General features: G+C 70.5%; 15 protein-coding genes. 7 read left to right on the plus strand and 8 right to left on the minus strand.

Annotated features, from left to right (window positions below):
- Window positions 1-85: 85 nt before the first annotated feature.
- The 3 genes from adhE to AC1DUE_RS13475 form a co-directional block, all read right to left on the minus strand.
- Window positions 86-2,875 carry a bifunctional acetaldehyde-CoA/alcohol dehydrogenase gene (gene adhE, locus AC1DUE_RS13465; RefSeq protein WP_477039939.1) on the minus strand — a complete coding sequence of 930 codons (2,790 nt, stop codon included), beginning with the start codon at window positions 2,873-2,875 and terminating at the stop codon, window positions 86-88.
- A gap of 174 nt (window positions 2,876-3,049) precedes the next feature.
- Window positions 3,050-3,994 (minus strand): HNH endonuclease signature motif containing protein, encoded by a 945-nt coding sequence (locus AC1DUE_RS13470; RefSeq protein WP_477039940.1) that lies wholly within the window; start codon window positions 3,992-3,994, stop codon window positions 3,050-3,052.
- A gap of 769 nt (window positions 3,995-4,763) precedes the next feature.
- Window positions 4,764-6,482: a cation:proton antiporter gene (locus AC1DUE_RS13475; protein ID WP_477039941.1), complete on the minus strand. Its 1,719-nt coding sequence runs from the start codon at window positions 6,480-6,482 to the stop codon at window positions 4,764-4,766.
- 86 nt (window positions 6,483-6,568) lie between these two features.
- Between AC1DUE_RS13475 and AC1DUE_RS13480 the strand changes: the two genes are divergently transcribed.
- Entirely contained in the window at window positions 6,569-7,153 is a 585-nt protein-coding gene (locus tag AC1DUE_RS13480) for an isochorismatase family protein (RefSeq protein ID WP_477039942.1), read from the plus strand.
- 26 nt (window positions 7,154-7,179) lie between these two features.
- Complete coding sequence (locus AC1DUE_RS13485) at window positions 7,180-7,848, plus strand: AIM24 family protein (protein ID WP_477039943.1); 669 nt, start codon at window positions 7,180-7,182, stop codon at window positions 7,846-7,848.
- A gap of 4 nt (window positions 7,849-7,852) precedes the next feature.
- Here the strand turns inward: AC1DUE_RS13485 and AC1DUE_RS13490 are convergent, their stop codons facing one another.
- Complete coding sequence (locus AC1DUE_RS13490; RefSeq protein WP_477039944.1) at window positions 7,853-8,218, minus strand: DoxX family protein; 366 nt, start codon at window positions 8,216-8,218, stop codon at window positions 7,853-7,855.
- A 90-nt stretch (window positions 8,219-8,308) separates the two neighbouring features.
- On the opposite strand from AC1DUE_RS13490, the gene AC1DUE_RS13495 reads away from it, so the two are divergent.
- From AC1DUE_RS13495 to AC1DUE_RS13515, 5 genes are all read left to right on the plus strand, one after another.
- Window positions 8,309-8,812 (plus strand): MarR family winged helix-turn-helix transcriptional regulator, encoded by a 504-nt coding sequence (locus tag AC1DUE_RS13495; protein WP_477039945.1) that lies wholly within the window; start codon window positions 8,309-8,311, stop codon window positions 8,810-8,812.
- A gap of 69 nt (window positions 8,813-8,881) precedes the next feature.
- Window positions 8,882-9,370: a histidine kinase gene (locus tag AC1DUE_RS13500; RefSeq protein WP_477039946.1), complete on the plus strand. Its 489-nt coding sequence runs from the start codon at window positions 8,882-8,884 to the stop codon at window positions 9,368-9,370.
- An 80-nt stretch (window positions 9,371-9,450) separates the two neighbouring features.
- Complete coding sequence (locus AC1DUE_RS13505) at window positions 9,451-10,296, plus strand: DUF4097 family beta strand repeat-containing protein (RefSeq protein ID WP_477039947.1); 846 nt, start codon at window positions 9,451-9,453, stop codon at window positions 10,294-10,296.
- Between the two features lie 34 nt (window positions 10,297-10,330).
- The gene (locus tag AC1DUE_RS13510; protein ID WP_477039948.1) at window positions 10,331-11,122 is read left to right on the plus strand and encodes an ABC transporter ATP-binding protein; all 792 of its coding nucleotides are present in this window, start codon (window positions 10,331-10,333) and stop codon (window positions 11,120-11,122) included.
- On the plus strand, window positions 11,119-11,883 hold the full coding sequence (locus AC1DUE_RS13515) for an ABC transporter permease (RefSeq protein ID WP_477039949.1): 765 nt from the start codon (window positions 11,119-11,121) through the stop codon (window positions 11,881-11,883). The genes AC1DUE_RS13510 and AC1DUE_RS13515 overlap by 4 nt, the downstream gene beginning before the upstream one ends.
- Window positions 11,884-11,963: 80 nt before the next feature.
- Here the strand turns inward: AC1DUE_RS13515 and AC1DUE_RS13520 are convergent, their stop codons facing one another.
- The 4 genes from AC1DUE_RS13520 to AC1DUE_RS13535 all read right to left on the minus strand — a co-directional run bounded on the left by AC1DUE_RS13520 (window position 11,964) and on the right by AC1DUE_RS13535 (window position 15,884).
- Complete coding sequence (locus AC1DUE_RS13520) at window positions 11,964-12,830, minus strand: universal stress protein (RefSeq protein WP_477039950.1); 867 nt, start codon at window positions 12,828-12,830, stop codon at window positions 11,964-11,966.
- Window positions 12,831-12,985: 155 nt separating this feature from the next.
- Window positions 12,986-13,783: a lysostaphin resistance A-like protein gene (locus AC1DUE_RS13525; protein ID WP_477039951.1), complete on the minus strand. Its 798-nt coding sequence runs from the start codon at window positions 13,781-13,783 to the stop codon at window positions 12,986-12,988.
- On the minus strand, window positions 13,780-14,640 hold the full coding sequence (locus tag AC1DUE_RS13530; protein ID WP_477039952.1) for a CPBP family intramembrane glutamic endopeptidase: 861 nt from the start codon (window positions 14,638-14,640) through the stop codon (window positions 13,780-13,782). Before AC1DUE_RS13530 ends, AC1DUE_RS13525 begins: the two co-directional genes overlap by 4 nt.
- Window positions 14,641-14,879: 239 nt before the next feature.
- The gene (locus AC1DUE_RS13535) at window positions 14,880-15,884 is read right to left on the minus strand and encodes a glycosyltransferase family 4 protein (RefSeq protein ID WP_477039953.1); all 1,005 of its coding nucleotides are present in this window, start codon (window positions 15,882-15,884) and stop codon (window positions 14,880-14,882) included.
- Between the last annotated feature and the right edge of the window lie 139 nt (window positions 15,885-16,023).

The raw sequence follows: 16,023 nt of genomic DNA on the forward strand, positions 1-16,023 counted from the left end.
CCCCGGAAACCCGCCCGCCACGGCTGCTTGCTGACCTGGACCCCGTGGGCGCGATCTCGCGAGGTCCAGGTCGTCCTGTGGTACCTCAGACCCGGGCCGCGTCCTGCGAACGACGTTCACGCGCGTCCTGGACCGAGGTTCCGTAGTAGGCCGCGACCATGAGGTCCTTCATGTCCTCGATCATCGGCATGCGCGGGTTGGCCGGTGCGCACTGGTCCTCGTAGGCACCCATGGCGACGTCGTCGAGCTGGTCGAGGAACGACGTCTCGTCGACACCCTGGCTCTGGAACGAGCCCGGGATCCCGACCGCCGTGCGGAGCAGCTCCACGGCCTGCGCGTACGACTCGACGCCCTGCGCCGGCGTGGCTGCGGGCAGCCCGAGCATCGCGGCGATCTGCTGGAACCGCTCGGGAGCCACGTAGTGCTCGTACTTCGGCCAGCTGGTCAGCTTGGTCGGGACGGTGCCGTTGTAGCGGATGACGTGCGGCAGCAGCGTGGCGTTGGTCCGGCCGTGCACCAGGTGGTGCGTGGAGCCGACCACGTGGGCCATCGCGTGCACGATCCCCAGGAACGCGTTGCCGAAGCTCATGCCCGCGATCGTCCCGGCGTTGTGCATCTTCTCCCGGGCGTCCTGCGTGGCCGGTGCGAGCGGGTCGCCGTTCACCGAGACCGCGAGGTTCTCGAAGATCAGGCGGATCGCGTGCAGGGCCAAGCCGTCCGTGAAGTCGTTGGCGTAGACGCTCACATAGGCCTCGGTCGCGTGCGTCAGGGCGTCGAAGCCGGAGTCCGCCGCCAGCGACTTCGGCATCCGCGAGGTCAGCACCGGGTCGATGATCGCGACCGACGGGGTCAGCGCGTAGTCGGCCAGCGGGTACTTCTTGCCCGCGTCCGGGTCCGAGATCACCGCGAACGGCGTCACCTCGGCACCGGTGCCCGACGTCGTCGGGATGCAGACGAGCTGGGCGAGCGCACCGAGCGTCGGGAACTTGAACGCGCGCTTGCGGACGTCGAAGAACTTCTGCTTCAGGTCGGAGAACTCGATCTCCGGGTGCTCGTACAGCAGCCACATCACCTTCGCGGCGTCCATGGGCGAGCCGCCGCCCAGCGCGATGATCGTGTCGGGACGGAAGTGACGCATCTGCGCCGCGCCGGCCTGGACCGTCTTGACCGACGGCTCCGGCTCGACCTGGTCGATGATCTGCAGCGCGACCTTGCGAGGGCGCCGGTTCAGGACGTCGATGATCTTGTCGACGAAGCCCAGGGTCGTCATGGTCGCGTCGGTGACGATGGTGACGCGCTCGACGTCGGGCATGTCCGCGAGGTACCGGATCGAGTTCGGCTCGAAGTACGTCTTGGCCGGCACCTTGAACCACTGCAGGTTGTTGTTGCGACGACCCACGCGCTTGATGTTCAAGAGGTTCACCGCCGAGACGTTGTTGGACACCGAGTTGTGCCCGTACGAGCCGCAGCCGAGCGTGAGCGACGGGATGAACGCGTTGTAGATGTCGCCGATGCCGCCCAGCGAGCTCGGGGCGTTGACGATGATCCGGACCGCCTCGACCCGCTTGCCGAACTCCTCGGCGAGGGCGTCGTCGCGGGTGTGGATCGCAGCCGAGTGGCCCAGACCGTCGAACTCGACCATCTGCTCGGCGAGCGTGATGCCGTGCTCGGTGCTCGTCGCGCGCAGCACCGCCAGGACCGGCGCGAGCTTCTCGCGGGTCAGCGGCTCCTGCGGTCCGACCGAGGCGACCTCGGCCAGGATGATCGACGTGTCGTCGGGCACCGTGAAGCCGGCCTGCTCGGCGATCCACCGCGGGGACTGGCCCACCACCGCGGCGTTGAGCTTGGCTCCGGCGCAGTTGACGCCCTCGGCGGTGACTCCGAAGATCAGCTGCTCGAGCATCGTCTTCTCGGCGGGCGTCGCCAGGTAGGCGTGCAGGATCTGGAGCTCGCTCATCGCGGCGTCGTAGATCTCGTCGTCCAGGATCACTGCCTGCTCGGACGCGCAGACCATGCCGTTGTCGAACGCCTTGGACAGGACGATGTCGTTCATCGCCCGCTTCAGCTTGGCGGACTTCTCGACGTATGCCGGGACGTTGCCCGCTCCGACGCCGAGCGCGGGCTTGCCGCACGAGTAGGCGGCCCGGACCATCGCGTTGCCGCCGGTGGCCAGGATGAGCGCGACGCCGGGGTGCTGCATCAGCGCGGTGGTCGCCGCGATCGACGGGTTCTCGACCCACTGGATGCAGTCCTCGGGGGCGCCGGCGGCGACCGCTGCGTCCCGCACGACGCGGGCGGCCGCCACCGACGAGCTCTGCGCGCTCGGGTGGAACGCGAAGATGATCGGGTTGCGAGTCTTCAGCGCGATCAGCGCCTTGAAGATCGTGGTCGATGTCGGGTTGGTCACCGGGGTGACGCCGCAGACCACGCCGACGGGCTCGGCGATCTCCGTGATGCCGGTCAGCTCGTCGTGCGAGATGACGCCCACCGACTTCAGGCCGGCGATCGAGTTGGTCACGTGCTCGCAGGCGAAGATGTTCTTGACGGCCTTGTCCTCGAACACGCCGCGGCCGGTCTCGGTGACCGCCTTCCGCGCGAGGGCGCCGTGCTGGTCGAGCGCCGCGACGGAGCCCTTCTTCACCAGCCGGTCCACGTCCTCCTGCGTGAAGTGCGCGTACTCGGCGAGCGCCACGGTCGCCCGCGTCACCAGCTCGTCGATCTCGTCGGCGACCGCCGACTCGAGCGTCCTGGCATCGGTTGCCGGCGCGGGTGCGTCAGCGGGCGTGGCGTCAGGTCCGGGCGCGTCGGGTGCAGGCGCCGCGGGGGGCGCTTGCGTCGTGGTGCTCTTGCGGGTGGCGCGGTCCGTGACGGTCACGGTGAAGCTCCTTGTCGATGCCGGGGTGGCTGATGACTTCGACGCTACGGAGCGGGGCCGTGCCCGCGATAAAGGCAAAGGTCCCTAGTCGTGGGACGAGTTGGTGCCGAGCGGCATGGGGGTGCCTGCCTTCGATCCCCGTGCCGCCGCAGGCAGGCCAGCGTGGACGCACCCTCACACCCCGCCTGGCCACCCATCGGGTGCGCTGACGACATGGCCGGTGGGGTCGCGGAAGGTGTAGCGCATGGGTTGGCGGCCGATGCCGGGTGTGGTCGGGTCGATCGCTGTGCAGTGGTCGTCGTGGTCGTCGTGGTCGTCGTGGGCGGCGTCGCGGCTGGTGGTGTGTTGTCGGGCTGTCCAGCCGGGTGGTTTGGCGAGGCGTTGGACTGTGAGGTCGAGCTGGTGGATGAGTCGGTGGTGGTGTCCGCAGAGGAGCCCGGCGTTGGTCAGGGAGGTGGCTCCGTGGTGCTTGTCCCACCAGCGCAGGTGGTGCATCTCGCAGCGTGAGGCTGGTGTGGTGCAGCCGTTCCAGATGCAGTGCTGGTCGCGGGCGATGGCTGCGCGGCGCATGGCGGTGGTGAACAGGCGTTTGGCTCGGCCGACGTCCCGGGGTAGGCCTTCGGCGGACATGACGATGCGGGTGATGTCGGCGTCGCACAGGGCTCGGGCGAGCTCGGACATGGGCACCGGGGTGCCGTCCTCCAACGTCGCGGGTGGCACCGGCTTCCAGGGGGCGACGGTGGACCAGGGTGGCGTGATCACCGGCGCGACCCGGGACGTGGAGTCGTGGCGGTTTGTCGGCAGGTCGGAGCCGCGTGCGAGCGGGGCGAGAGGTTCGTCGCGCACGGTGGCTGTGTCGAGTGCCCGTTGGTGGTGGATGAGTTCGACGAAGGTCTCGGCGGGCACGAGCAGGGACAGGTGCGGACGGGACACGGTTCCGGACCCGCGGGTGGCGGGTTCGTCGCCGCTCAGGGCGCTCCCGGCGTCGCCGTCGCCGAGGGCCGCGCGGCTGGGTGTCGGTGTCGGACCCGAACCGGCGCAGGCGTGTTCGGCGAGCAGGGCCAGGGCGTCGGCGGAGGCTTGGCCGGGGGTGCGGTGCTGGTCGGGGTGTTGTCCCATCAGGTCCAGGGCGGTGCGCAGGGTCTGGGCGGTCAGGACGTCGAGGCGGCCTTTGAGGAATGCGCCGTGGGGTTGGACGGAGAGGGTCAGGAAGCGTTCGCGTCGTTGCGCCTCGAACGCGTCCTGCAGGGCGGCGGGGTCCTGGGACGCGACCGCTGGGCCAGGGATTTCGCGAAGTCGGGTGCGGACAACGAGCGGGCCATCTGCACGACCCGGTCCTGTGTCGCGGGGGTGCGCAGCTGGGCGGCGACCTCGGGTGCGGCGGTGGCGGCGACCCGGGCCGGGTGTCCAGGTGCCCGAGGGGCACGAGCCCGTCGCGCACGCCCGCGGCGACCGAGGGCATGGACACCAGGGCGTCGGCTTGTCGGACCTGCCGGGTGGCCTCGAGGGAGCCGGCGCGGGTGGTGCGGGCCAGGGCGTTCTCGAAGGACCGGTCCCCGGGGCGTTCCAGCTCCCCGGTGGAGCGGGCCGCGACCAGCAGGTGCGCTCGTGCCTGGGCCAGGGCGGCTTCGGCGGCCCGCACGCAGGCCAACGCCGACGCACGGTCTGCGGCGGTCCAGGTCGCGCAGGTTCGGGTGTCGGACGCGAGGTGGTGGCAGCGTCGCGGACCTGCGACGCCACCTCGACCACACCCACCGACGGCTCGAACATGTGTTCGATGCTACGTCAGCAACAGGCACCCGTCAAGACCAAAACCGCACCTGACCTGCACAAACACCAACGCCGAGCCGTCCACAGCCCCGCCGACCCAACCAGCCTGTGGACAACCTCACGTCCGCACCCGCGAGAGCCACGACGACGACAGGCTCTCGTCCTCGAGGTCCAGCTCCCGCATCACGCGCCGCATCACGACCTCGTCGAGCTGCCCGGAGTCGCGCCATTCCATGAGCACCTCGCGCTGCGCGGACACGATCTCCCGCTGCAGCTTCTGGGTCCGCTTCCCCTCGGACGGCGTCGGCACGTCGGACGGGCTGACGGTGCGGATGGCGCTCGTGACCCCGGAGACCTCGTCGGGCCGCAGGCCCTCGTCGGGCACGATGTCGTCCGCCGACGCGGGGTCGAGCATGACGGCGGCCGCCGTCGCGCGGGCGCGCCAGGCTGAGGACAGCTTCTCGATGAGCTCGTCGGCACGCTCGGGCCCGAGCGCCTTGGTCCAGTCGGTGCGTTGCTTCTCGAGCACGCCCTGCACGGCGTCGGCGGTCGCCAGGCGCAGCGAGGCCTCCTGCGCGGCGTCGCTGGCGGTCTCGTCGGCAGACCCGACCTTGAGCCGGCGGATGACCCACGGCAGGGTCAGCCCCTGGACGAGCAGCGTCCCGATGGCCACCGAGTAGGCGACGAGCTGCAGGGTCGCGCGCTCGGGGAAGGGCGCGCCGTTCGAGGTCAGCGGGATCGCCGCGGCGGCCGCGAGCGTCACGACGCCGCGCATCCCGGCCCACGACACCACCGCCGACTCGCGCGCGGACAGCGAGTCGAACGCGGGCCGATGGGACCCGCGCAGGCGCAGATGGTCGAACCGGGAGGTCGCGAAGATGTAGACCGGGCGCACGAGGATGACGGTCACCAGCACGCCGACCGACAGGACGAGCGCGTGCCGCAGGCCCTGGTCGGACGCGATCACGTCGCGGATCACCCACGGCAGCTGGAGGCCGATGAGCGCGAACGTGAACGACTCGAGCAGCAGGTCGGCGGTCGACCAGATCGGCTCCTCGAACAGTCGCGTGGCGTAGCCGGCCTGCGGCGAGGTGTGCCCGAGGTAGAGCCCGGCCGTCACGACGGCGAGCACGCCGGACCCCTCCAGCTGCTCGGCGCCCCAGTAGGCGGCGAACGGCGTGAGCAGCCCGATCACCGAGGCGACCACAGGGTCGTCGAGACGCATCCGGACGAAGTGGACGACGAGGCCCAGCACCAGCCCCACGGCCACGCCGACGACGACCGCCAACCCGAAGATCGCGAGCCCCTCGCCGATCGCCCAGGTGCCGGTCGCCACGCCGAGCAGAGCGACCTTGTAGAGGGTCAGCGACGTGGCGTCGTTGATCAGGCTCTCGCCCGACAGCAGGGTCATCACCCTGCGGGGCAGGCCGAGCTTCCGGCCGACGGCGGCCGCGGCGACAGCGTCCGGTGGCGCGACGACGGCTCCGAGCGCGAGGGCCGCGAGGAAGGGGATCGCCGACTCGTCGAGCGCCCAGTAGGCGAGGGCGGCGACGAGCGCCGTGACCAGAACGAGGCCGACGCCGAGGCGGATGATCGAGTTCCGCGACGTCCGGAAGTCCCGGTACGAGCTCGACAGGGCCGCCGAGTAGAGCAGCGGCGGCAGGACGAACTCGAGGAGCAGCTCGGGCCGGATCTCGTACCGCGGCACACCGGGGATCAGGGAGACGACGATCGCCGTGCCGACGAGCACCAGGGGAGCGGGCCACCCGCGCCGGCGGCACAGGGCCGTCACGGCGACGGCCACGATGACCAGCGCAAACACCTGGACGTGCTCCACCCCGGACTCCTCCCGACGGGTCACTGGCGACCCTACAAGCGCTCGGTCGTCCTACGCTCGGGGAGAGGGAAGGGCAGGGAGACCACATGGGTACGGCACTGATCGTCGTCGACGTCCAGAACGACTTCTGCGAGGGCGGGTCGCTCGCCGTCGCGGGTGGCGCCGCCGTCGCCGCGCGGATCACCGAGTTCCTCGAGGACCACGAGTACGACGTGGTCGTCGCGACGCGCGACTGGCACGCCCCGCTGCCCGACACCAACGACGGCCACTTCGCCGTCGACCTCGGACCCGACTACGTCACGACGTGGCCGGTGCACTGCGTCGCCGGCACGCCGGGCGCCGACTACCACCCGCGGCTCCGCCTGCCCGCGCGCACGGTCCATGTGGTCAAGGGGGAGTCCCGGCAGGACTACTCCGGCTTCACGGGACGGATCGTCGACGAGGACGGCGTGGACCTGGCGACGGCGCTGTCGGCCCGAGGTGTCGGGCACGTCGACGTCGTCGGCCTCGCGACCGACCACTGCATCCGTGCCACCGCCCTGGACGCGTCGGCCGCGGGCTTCGAGGTCACCGTGCTCACGGACCTCACGGCGGCCGTCGCCGCACCCACCGCGGTCGCGGCCCTCACCGAGCTCGCCGTCGCGGGGATCGGGCTGGCGAACTCGTCGTAGAGCCGTCGAGCGGCCATGATCGACGGATGCGGACAACCCTGAGCACCTACGCCGAGCGCAGCACCGAGCCCGGGGCGTTCGCCCTGCAGAACGAGCGGATGCTCAAGGTCCAGCTCTCCGGCACGGAGGGGCACTTCCTGGCCAAGCAGGGCTCGATGGTCGCCTACCAGGGCGAAGTCGACTTCGCGCACCAGGGCAGCGGCGGCATGGGCCGCATGCTCAAGAAGACGTTCACGGGCGAGGGCATGTCGCTCATGAAGGTCTCGGGCAGCGGAGACGTGTTCCTGGCGCAGGAGGCCGACGAGATCTTCCTCGTGCACCTCGAGGGCGAGTCGGTCACCGTCAACGGCGAGAACGTCCTCGCGTTCGAGGCCTCGCTGACCTGGGACATCAACCGGGTCGAGGGTGCGTCTGCGCTCTCCGGCGGCCTGTTCAACACGACATTCACGGGCACGGGCGCGCTCGCGGTCACCACGTACGGCACGCCCGTCGTGCTGCAGGTCGACCAGCCGACGTTCGTCGACATGCAGGCCGCGGTGCTGTGGTCGAGCACGCTGACGTCGTCGATCCGCAAGACCGCCAAGGCGTCGGCCATGATCGGTCGCGGCTCGGGAGAGGCCTACCAGCTCGGGCTGTCGGGCGAGGGTGTCGTCGTCGTGCAAGCGTCCGAGGGGCACATCCGCCCGTCGAAGTAGGGCGTCAGAGCCAGATCGTCGCCAGCCACACGAGCGCGGCCGTCACGACGACGAGCCCGATGTTCAGGCCGATGTTGTCCTTCTCGCCGCGCGAGAGGTGGAACAGGGTCGCGACGACCTGCAGGACGAGGAGCCCGATCGCGGCGGCGAACGCGAGCGCCGGGGCGATGCCGAGCAGCGGCGGGAGGATCAGGCCGACGGCGCCGAGGAGCTCGGCGACCCCGATCGCGCGGACCGCCGGCATCGGCATGTCGTCGACCCAGTTCATCATCGGCTGCAGCTGCTCGCGGCTGCGCAGGACCTTGCTCCCGCCCGAGAAGAGGTAGAGGAGGGCGAGCAGCCCAGCGAGGATCCAGTACGCGACGGTCACGTGCAACTCCTTGGTAGCGGTGCCGCGTTACTTTCCGCGGCACGTGATGATCCGCCACCGTCACTTTCCATGTCAAGTAATGTGCGGGGCATGGTGGATCACACGGAACCGCGCTGGCTCTCCGACGAGCAGTCCGCCGCGTGGCTCGCTCTCGCCAGCGTCACGGTCTTCCTGCCGGCGGCGCTCGACAGTCAGCTGCGACGCGACGCGGGCCTCACGCATGTCGAGTACGGCGTCCTGGCGGCACTGTCGATGGCGTCCGGGCGACAGGCGCGGATGAGCAATGTCGCCGCCTTCGCCAACGTGAACCTCTCCCACCTGTCGCGCATCGTCGCGCGCCTGGAGAAGAGTGGCTGGGTGCGGCGCGAGCCCGACCCGAACGACGGCCGGAGCACGCTGGCGATCCTGACGCCCGCCGGCTGGGACAAGGTCGTCGCTGCGGCGCCCGGGCATGCCGAGGAGGTGCAGCGCCTCGTGTTCGACAACCTCACCGACGCTCAGGTCCGACAGCTGACGGAGATCGGTCGCCGCGTCATGGACGCGGTCCGGCCGGGCACCGACCACCTGCCCGAGGGCCCCTGGCGCCAGGGCTGACACCACTCTTCGGCGAACTGACACCACAATGGCTTGACGTGACACCACAGTGGTGTCACGATGGTGCACATGGACCTGGGACAGCACGTCAACGACCTGCAGCGGCAGCTCGTCGAGTCCGCCGAGAACGGCACGGAGGAGACCCGCGTCGTCGCCGAGCGGCTCGTCGCCGGGCTGGACGCCGCGGCGCGGCTCGTGCTGCTCGACGTCCTGTCGGCCGCCGCGGGGGAGATCACCCGCGACCTCGCGCCTGGCTCCGTCGAGCTTCGGCTGCGTGGCAGGGAGGTCGAGTTCGTCGTCGCCCAGCCAGGCGGCGACAGCGACACCGACGAGGAGCCGGCCGCGCACGTCGACCTCGATGACGTGAGCACGTCGCGCACCACGCTCCGCCTGCCCGACGCCCTCAAGGCGAAGGTCGACGAGGCGGCATCGGCGGACGGCCTGTCCGTCAACACCTGGCTGGTCCGCGCGGTCGCCGCCGCGCTCCAGCCCAGGCAACGACGATCCGCGCAGCGCACGCTGCGCACCGGCGACAACTTCGCCGGCTGGGCGCGCTAGAGCCCGGCCCCGTACCGCTTGCAGAAGCCCCGCGCACCCGCGGGGCCGGCCGAACACACCCGAAACCAGGAGGCGCGAGCATGCCCACCTACACCACCCCCAGCCCGATCGACCTCGCGATCAACCTGCAGGTCGGTGAGGTCGTGGTCGTCGCGAGCGACCGCACCGACACCGTCGTGACGGTCTCGCCCACCAACCCGGCCAAGGCCGTCGACCGCCGCGGCGCCGAGGAGACCAAGGTCGACTTCGACGGCCAGCGTGTCACCGTCAAGGGACCGCGACCGCGCGTCAGCTGGATCGGCCCGACCGAGTCGGTCGACCTGCGGATCGAGCTGCCGACGGGGTCCCGGTTCACCGCTGAGGTGTCGCTGGGTGCCGTCCGCACGACCGGTTCCCTGGGTGCCACCCGGATCAAGGCCTCGATGGGATCCGTCGACGTCGAGACCTCCGGCGACCTGTGGCTGCGCGCCGGGCACGGCAACGTCACCGTCGGATCAGCCGGAGGCGGCGTCGAGATCACGGCCGACCACGGTCAGATCCGCGTCGGAACCATCGCCGGCGACGCGATCCTCAAGGCCTCGCACGGCAGCATCCAGGTCGGTGAGTCGGGCGGCGACGTCGACGCGAAGCTCGCGTACGGCGACCTCGAGATCACCAGAGCCCTCGGCTCCGTGACCACGAAGACCTCCTACGGCAGCATCCGGCTGCACGAGGTGTCCAGCGGCTCCATCGCGGTCGAGAGCGGCTTCGGCCAGGTCGACATCGGCGTGCGGGCCGGCGTGCCCGCCTGGCTCGACCTCTCGTCCAAGAGCGGCCACGTCCGCAACCACCTGGACGACAACCGCGCCCCCGAGCACAACGAGCAGTCCGTCGCCGTCCGCGCCCGCACCCAGGCCGGCGGCATCAACATCCAGCGCGCCCTGTGACACCGGGCGACCACCAGAAGGGACGACACACACCATGACCACCACCGCACCTGCCATCCAGGTGACCAGCATCGAGAAGTCCTACGGCGACCTGCAGGTGCTGCGAGGCGTCGACTTCGAGGTGGCACCCGGCAGCATCTTCGCCCTGCTCGGCTCGAACGGAGCCGGCAAGACCACCATGGTCAAGATCCTGTCCACGCTGCTCCGCTCGGACGCCGGCGCGGCCAGCGTCAACGGCTTCGACGTGGCGACCGACCCGCTTGCCGTCCGGGAGTCGATCAGCCTGACCGGGCAGTTCGCGGCGGTCGACGAGATCCTGTCCGGCCGGGAGAACCTGGTGCTCGTCGCGAAGCTGCGGCACCTGAAGAACCCCGGTCAGGTGGCCGACGACCTGCTCGCCCGCTTCAACCTCACGGACGCGGCCGCGCGCCGGGTGGCCACCTACTCGGGCGGCATGCGCCGTCGTCTCGACATCGCGATGAGCCTCGTCGGGAAGCCGAAGGTCCTGTTCCTCGACGAGCCGACCACAGGGCTGGACCCCGAGGCGCGCATCGACGTCTGGAAGGTCATCTCGGAGCTCGCCACGAGCGGCACGACCGTCCTGCTCACCACGCAGTACCTCGACGAGGCCGAGCAGCTCGCGGACCGCATCGCGATCCTGCACGAGGGCCGGATCATCGCGAACGGCACCCTGGCCGAGCTCAAGGCGCTCCTGCCCCCGGCGACGGTCGAGTACGTCGAGAAGCAGCCCACCCTCGAGGAGATCTTCCTCGCCCTCGTCGGCACCAAGGCCGCCCCGTCCCAGAACACGGAGGTCCAGTCATGACCACGACCCACTTCTTCGGCGACACCGCCGACCTGACCGGTCGCTCGCTGCGGCACATCACACGCAGCGTGGACACGATCATCACGACGGCCGTCACGCCGATCGCGATCATGGTGCTCTTCGTCTACGTGTTCGGTGGGGCCATCGACACCGGCACCGACAACTACGTCAACTACCTGCTGCCGGGCATCCTGCTGATCGCGATCGCCTCGGGCATCGCCTACACGGCCGTGCGGCTGTTCACCGACCTGCAGAGCGGCATCTTCGAGCGGTTCCACTCCATGCCGATCAACCGGTCGTCGGTCCTGTGGGCGCACGTGCTGACGTCGCTGGCGTCCAACGCGATCACCGTCGTGATCATCGTGCTGGTCGGCCTGCTGATGGGATTCCGAACCTCGGCAGGGGTGGGGGCATGGCTCGCGGTCGCCGGGATCCTGGCCCTGTTCACGCTGGCCCTCACCTGGGTCGCCGTCATCGCCGGCCTCTCGGCCAAGTCCGTCGACGGCGCCGCGGGATTCTCCTACCCGCTGATCTTCCTGCCGTTCATCAGCTCGGCGTTCGTCCCCACGGACACCATGCCGGCCCCGGTGCGCGCCTTCGCCGAGAACCAGCCGGTCACGTCGATCGTCAACGCCCTCCAGGACCTGTTCGCGGGCAACCCGGTGGACAGCGACATCTGGGTCGCGCTGGCCTGGTGCGTCGGCATCCTGCTGGTCGCGTACTTCTTCGCGATGCGGGTCTACCGCCGCAAGATCAGCTGACTCGCCCGCTCCGATCCTCGACCGGCCACGGCTCTGTGGCCGGTCGAGGATCTGCCGTCCACCGAGTTCCGCGCATGCTCCTACCTGGGATGGACGACGACGACCGGGCACGTCGAGTGGTGCAGCACCGCCTGGCTCACCGATCCCAGCAGGAGGCCACGGAAGCCCCCGCGTCCCCGCGATCCGACGACGAGCAGCCCGGCATCCTGGGCGGCGGCCAGGACGACCTGCGCGGAGCCGCCGCGACGCACCATCGGCTGCACCTCGACCTCGGGATACCGCTCGGCGTGGCCGGCCAGGCTCTCGGAGAGCAGCGCCTTCTCGGCAACCTGGAGCTCCTCGACCTCGTCCGGCGTCCACCCCGGCACCGGCCCGGCCATCGGAGGCAGCTCCCACGCATGGATCGCGACCAGCGGGACCCCGAGCCGCGACGCCTGGTCGAACGCGAGGTCGATCGCACGGACGCTGGTGGGGGAGCCGTCCACTCCGACCACGACAGGGCGTGATGTGCCCGACGGTTCCCGGGCGGCCTGGCGCACGACGACCACGGGGCAGTGCGCGTGGGCGGCGACGGCGACGCTGACCGATCCCAGGAGCAGACCCGCGAACCCCCCGCGGCCTCGAGAGCCGACGACCACCAGGGCGGCGTGCGTGCTCGCCTCGACGAGCATGGCGGCGACGCTCTCCTGGACCTCGAGCTGCGTGGTGACGACGAGGTCGGGATCCACCGCGTACGCGCGCTCCACGCCTCCGGCGAGGACCTGGTTGCCGAGCTGGCTGGTCAGGTCCAGGTGCGGGTCGGCGACCACGTAGGCGTCGACGACGGAACGGGCCACGTGCAGGATGTGGAGCGGGGCGCGGAGCCGTCCGGCTTCCTCGGCCGCCCATCTCAGCGCCTGGTCGGCGCGGTCGGAGCCGTCATAGCCCACGACGATCGTGCGGTTCATCTCGCACCTCCGTTGGTGCTGCGCGAATACCTTCGACATGTCCACACTCGTCCGCCCTCGGGCGCGCGAACAGGGTCCGAGGTCCCGAGCTCTCGCGTGCCCGGGTCGGACCTACGCCGTCGGCCGGCTGCTCGGCGTGACGGGACTCCAGGCACTCACTGCAGGGGTGTGAGCGCGTCGCGTGCGGGGTCGTGGCGGTAGCGGACGAGCAGGACGACCAGGGTCACCGCGGCGAGCACGTAGACCACGGGGATGAGGAACGAGCCGAGGCTCGAGGCGAACCCGTCGCCGGGATGCACGCCGACGAGGAAGGCCGAGAAGTCCCACGACCCGTGCAGCACCATGGCGGCGACGAGCACGCCGGTGCCTCGTCGGACGAGGTAGAAGCCCAGCCCGGCGAGCCCGGCGAAGAACATCTGCACGACCGCACCCGGCTCGCCGAGCAGCAGGTTCGTCAGGTGGAACGCCCCGAACCAGAGCGTGGTCCAGCCCAGGGCGGCGGCCTCGGACCGGGTGCCCTGTCGCAACGCGCGCAGCACGACCCCGCGGAACAGCGTCTCCTCGGTGAACCCGACCAGCACGCTCGCCAGCAGCACCGCGAGCACGTGGCTCACCTCGAACTGGTCCCAGGCCACGCCGACGAGGCCCAGGACGAGGGACACGGCCATCACGATCGGCAGGGCCCACACCATGGCGCCCGACGAGAGCCGGCGGGCGTCGCGGAACACGAAGTCCCAGCGCGACCAGAGCAGGAACGCGATCAGCCAGACGGCACCGACGGCCAGCGGCAGGACCGCCGAACGCAGGGTCGTGCGAGCCGTGTCGAAGAAGTGCTCGTACTCGACGCCCGAGACCCGCATGAGCCCGACGACGAGCATCACGTAGACGACGAACACCACGGCGGCGACCGGCACCGACGGGGTGATCCGCGCCGCCGGACGCACTCCCGTCATGCCGGCAGTGGTTCCGGTGCGCGGCGGTCCGCGACGCGACCACGGATGAAGATCAGCAGGATCAGGCCGGTGGCGATGAGCGGGAACGTCGCGAACGCCGCGCCGGACAGGAAGCCGTTCTCGGCGGAGCCCGTCTTCAGCTCGTCGAGCGCACCGGTGGCCAGGATCGTCGTCGGGTCCGTCAGGCCGTGCAGGACCATCGCGACGGCGAGGAAGCCCGTCGCCCGCATGGACAGGTACATCAGGACGCCGAAGGCGAGCGTGTACAGGACCGTGGGTCCGACGGTCGTGAATGACTGACCGCCGACGAGGTTGACGAGGTGCGAGAGCCCGAAGAGCAGCGACGACAGCGCGGCCACCGCCCACTCACCGTGACCGCCGTCGCGCAGCATCTTCACGCCGAGCCCACGGTAGGTGAGCTCCTCGACGAAGCCGATCAGCAGCCCGGTCGCAAGCATGAAGACAACCACGGCGACGGTGTGCGCGCCCCAGTCGATCCCGAGCAGGCGGAGCACGATCGGGACCAGCACGACGACCGGCGCGATCCACATCCACCACGACCGGTAGATCGGCTGTCGGGCGAACAGCTCCCGCGTCCAGCCCATGTACGCCGAGAACGCGAGCAGGACGACCGCCCCGACGACCAGCCCGAAGGTGACCTGGAAGAAGATCGCGCCGACGCTGCTCAGCAGGTCGTCGTCCGTGTAGTGACCGCCGATCGCGCCCCCGAGACGGCCCGCGAGCTGGTACACGACCAGGTAGACCACGAGGACCAGCAGGAACCGCCAGAAACCCCCGCGGTTGAGGAAGCCCCGCAACCCGGACTCGGTCGATATCCCCGCCTCGACCTCAGACATGGCGGGCACCCCGCCGGGGGAAGGAGGTCGTTGCGGAGGGAGTGCGCATCAGGGCCCCAAGTCGTCGTGAGCGAGGACCTGACGTCACCGCGCATCGGACGATGACGACGTTGTGCAGCTCCGCCAGGCCGTGCCCGCGACGCTACCGGCTCCCCGAGACGGCGCAAGTGATCGTGTCGAGGATGCCCGCGCACAGGGGCGGTGATGCAGAACCCGGCTCCGCGGTGCCCGGCAACGCGTCATCGCTCCGCAGCGGCGACACGTTCGAAGAGCAGCTCGTAGTCGTCGACCATGCGCCGGGCACTGAACCGGGTCTCGGCGTCCTGCCGGCACACCGTCCGATCGATCGCGGACAGGCGACCGACTGCGGTGACAGCGTCCTGGTCGTCGCGGACGAGGAATCCGTTGCGACCGTCGCGGATCAGCTCCCGCATCGAGCCCCGCGGGGTGGCGATGACGGGCGTGCCCGCGGCGAGCGCCTCGACGACCGAGAGCCCGAACGGCTCCTCGAAGTCGATGAGGTGCAGCAACGCGACCGCGCCACCCAGCAACCGGTCCCGCTCGACGGGCCCGACCGAGCCGACGAAGCGCACCCGCGAGCCATCGACGTGCGGCTCGACGAGAGACCGGAAGTACGGCTCGTCGTGCACGACGCCGGCAATGACCAGCGGCAGCCCGGATCGCTGCGCGACCTGGATCGCTCGGTGCGTGCCCTTGTCGGGATGGATGCGACCGAGGAACAGCAGGTACCCGCCGCCGCCCGTGCCGGCGGCGAACTGCGTGAGGTCGAGACCGTGGTGGATCGTCGCGGCATAGGTGAGGTCCCGATGGCGGTCGGAGTCGCTGATGGAGACGTAGTGCGCGATGTCGTCGTAGGCGCGATACACGCGCACGATGCGTTCCGAGGAGAAGCCGTGGACGGTCGTCACCACGGGCGTCGGAGTGAGACGGCTGTAGGTGAGCGGCAGGAAGTCGAACTGGTTGGAGATCACATCGAACTGCGCAGCGCGCTCGAACACCGCCGCGATGTGCAAGGACTCGAACACCTTGACGTCGATCGTCGGGTCCTCCTCGTAGCCCGTCGGCGCCTCGGCGTGCAGTCGTGCACGGGTCTGCGAGTCGGCCGTGGCGAAGAGGGTGACGTCGTGGCCCCGCTCGACCAGGCCCTCGGCGAGGGTCGAGGCGACCTGCTCCCACGGCCCGTACGAGCGCGGTGGCGTGCGGTGTGCGATCGAGGCGAGCACGGCGATCTTGACGGGGTGCCTCCACGGCTGGACCGGCCACGGGTCCCCGGAGGGGACCGACCGCGACTGGTAGCCTAGCCATGCGGTGCCAGGCCCGGCTGCGCAGCGACCGGCGGGCCAGGACGCCCGGGGATGTCGA

This window comes from Cellulomonas sp. P4_A2 (genome assembly GCF_056402515.1).

Coding starts and splice junctions, on each gene's coding strand:
- AC1DUE_RS13525 (WP_477039951.1), bottom strand. CDS start 13,783: ATGACGGGAGTGCGTCCGGCGGCGCGGATCACCCCGTCGGTGCCGGTC.
- AC1DUE_RS13500 (WP_477039946.1), top strand. CDS start 8,882: ATGGACCTGGGACAGCACGTCAACGACCTGCAGCGGCAGCTCGTCGAG.
- AC1DUE_RS13520 (WP_477039950.1), bottom strand. CDS start 12,830: ATGAACCGCACGATCGTCGTGGGCTATGACGGCTCCGACCGCGCCGAC.
- AC1DUE_RS13515 (WP_477039949.1), top strand. CDS start 11,119: ATGACCACGACCCACTTCTTCGGCGACACCGCCGACCTGACCGGTCGC.
- AC1DUE_RS13530 (WP_477039952.1), bottom strand. CDS start 14,640: ATGTCTGAGGTCGAGGCGGGGATATCGACCGAGTCCGGGTTGCGGGGC.
- AC1DUE_RS13485 (WP_477039943.1), top strand. CDS start 7,180: ATGCGGACAACCCTGAGCACCTACGCCGAGCGCAGCACCGAGCCCGGG.
- AC1DUE_RS13470 (WP_477039940.1), bottom strand. CDS start 3,994: ATGGGACAACACCCCGACCAGCACCGCACCCCCGGCCAAGCCTCCGCC.
- AC1DUE_RS13480 (WP_477039942.1), top strand. CDS start 6,569: ATGGGTACGGCACTGATCGTCGTCGACGTCCAGAACGACTTCTGCGAG.
- AC1DUE_RS13505 (WP_477039947.1), top strand. CDS start 9,451: ATGCCCACCTACACCACCCCCAGCCCGATCGACCTCGCGATCAACCTG.
- AC1DUE_RS13495 (WP_477039945.1), top strand. CDS start 8,309: ATGGTGGATCACACGGAACCGCGCTGGCTCTCCGACGAGCAGTCCGCC.
- AC1DUE_RS13510 (WP_477039948.1), top strand. CDS start 10,331: ATGACCACCACCGCACCTGCCATCCAGGTGACCAGCATCGAGAAGTCC.